General features: G+C 72.4%; 1 protein-coding gene. It reads right to left on the bottom strand.

All coding sequences use genetic code 11. The annotated features are described in order from the left end of the window. Positions 1-210: 210 nt before the first annotated feature. Positions 211-2,101 (bottom strand): peptidoglycan D,D-transpeptidase FtsI family protein (locus HF577_RS37045; protein ID WP_312859630.1); only part of this gene is annotated, 1,891 nt, incomplete at its 5' end.

The following is a 2,101-nucleotide window of genomic DNA, read 5'->3' as shown; positions in this document are numbered from 1 at the left end:
CCCCCACCCCGCGGGCCCCCCACTCGGCCGGTCCGGGCACGCGTGGCTAGTGTCCCGCGCCGGAAGTCCGGTGCGTATATCGGCGGATCCAGGTTTCGGCTGGGTGCGCCGGTGAACGGTCCTCGTACCGGGCGTACTCGGGCCGGTCGCCGGTGCGGCCAGCCGGGAGCTGGGCCGTCGAGATATGTGGTGGACTCGCGGCGCGGGACACTAGGGCGCGACGAGCGTCTGTATCGGCGCCGGTTCGGGGCTCACCGGCAGCTTCTCACGCTGCGCCAGGTAGGTGGCGATGTCGTGGAACAGCGGGGCCGCGCTCGTGCCGCCCTTGGGGGCGTCGAGCATGATCGCGATGACGTAGCGCGGGTCCTGCGCCGGGAGCATCCCCGCGAAGGTGATCCAGTACGTCGACGCCGAGTAGCACCCGCAGCGCGGGTCCACCTGCTGGGCCGTGCCGGTCTTACCGGCCACCTGGTACCCGGGCACCGCGGCCGCGGGACCCGTGCCGCTCTGGCCGCCGGGCGCCTTCTGCGTGACGGCGGTGAGCATGGTCCGGAGCTCCTGCGCCGTGTGCGGCGACACCACCTGCACACCCTGCGGCGCTGGCGGAACGGAACGGACACCGTCGGGCCCCGTGGTGGACGCGATGATCCGCGGCGGGATCCGCAGGCCGTTGTTGGCCACCGCCTGGTACATCCCGGCCATCTGCAGGGTCGTCATCGACAGGCCCTGCCCGATGGGCAGGTTGCCGAACGTCGACCCGGACCAGGTGGCGATGGGCGGGACCTGGCCGCCGCTCTCCCCGGGCAGTCCCACCCCGGTGGGCGTGCCCAGCCCGAACCGGGTGAGCATGTCGGCGAACCGCTGCTCGCCCACCTTCTGGGCGGTCATGATCGTGCCGACGTTCGACGACTTCGCGAGCACGCCGGTGAGCGTGTAGTGCTCGGGGCCGTGCACCCAGGCGTCGTTGATCGTGCGGTCGGCGACCTTGATCTGCCCCGGCACCGTCAGCACCTCGTCGGGCGTGGCGACCCCGTACTCCAGTGCGGCCGACATCGTGACGATCTTGTTGACCGAGCCCGGCTCGAACGGGCTCTGCACCGCGGGGTTGGCGAGCTGCTGCGGCGTGGCGTCGGCGAGGTCGTTCGGGTCGAACGTCTCCCCGTTCGCGATCGCCAGCACCTGGGCGGTGCGGCTGTCCAGCACGACGGCCGAGGACGTCGGCTTCGCACCGGTCTTCGCGACGTAGTCGCTCAGCGCCTTCTGGACCGTGTACTGCAGGTCGGAGTCGAGGGTGAGCTGCACGTTCGAGCCCTGGATGGCGGGGCGCTCGTAGCGGGTGCTGCCCGGGATGACGGCGTCGCTGCCCTCCGCGGTGTCGACGATCCGCAGTCCCTCCGAGCCGGCGAGCGCATTGTCCTGCGAGCTCTCCAGGCCGACCCGGCCGGTCAGCTTGTCCTCCTCGGCGTTCCAGGCGGCGGCGCCCACCACGTTGGCCGCGGTGTCGCCCGCCGGGTACTGGCGGACCTCGCGGCGGGCGATGGCGATGTCCTTGAACCGGTCCTGCAGCGACTTCGCCACGTCCGGGTCGACGAGCTTGGCCAGCACGACGTAGGGCCGGTCGCTGGTGAGCAGCCCGAGCAGCGTGTTCCGGTCCTGGCCGGTGGCCTCGGCGACAGCGGTGGCCATCTCCCCCACGTACTGCGCCGTGCCGGCCTTCTTCGTGGCCGCGATGAGCCGCGGGTTGGTGGTGAGCGCACTCGCCGCGACACTGAACGCGAGCGGGTTGCCGTTGCGGTCGACGATCTCGCCGCGCTCTGCAGGCAGCGCGATGTCGGTCGTGTACTGGCGTGACGAGGCCGCGTTCAGGGCCCCGGCCTGCACGGTCTGGACGACCACGAGCTTGAGGGTGGCCACGCCGAGCGCGAGCACCAGCAGGATCCGGCCGACCTTCAGCCTGCGCGAGTAGGGCGCCGGACCGGTGGAGCGGCGAGGTGGCGCCGGGGGACGCTGCGTCGGGATCCTCCGGACCGCCCGTGCGGCCCGGGGCCGGGGCGGGGCAGAGGTCATCAGTCCGTGCCCGTCCCGCCCGTGGTGCCGGTCC

It is taken from the genome of Pseudonocardia xinjiangensis, from assembly GCF_012911925.1.
Lineage (GTDB): Bacteria > Actinomycetota > Actinomycetes > Mycobacteriales > Pseudonocardiaceae > Pseudonocardia > Pseudonocardia xinjiangensis.
This window is presented reverse-complemented; position numbering and strand designations above follow the sequence as displayed.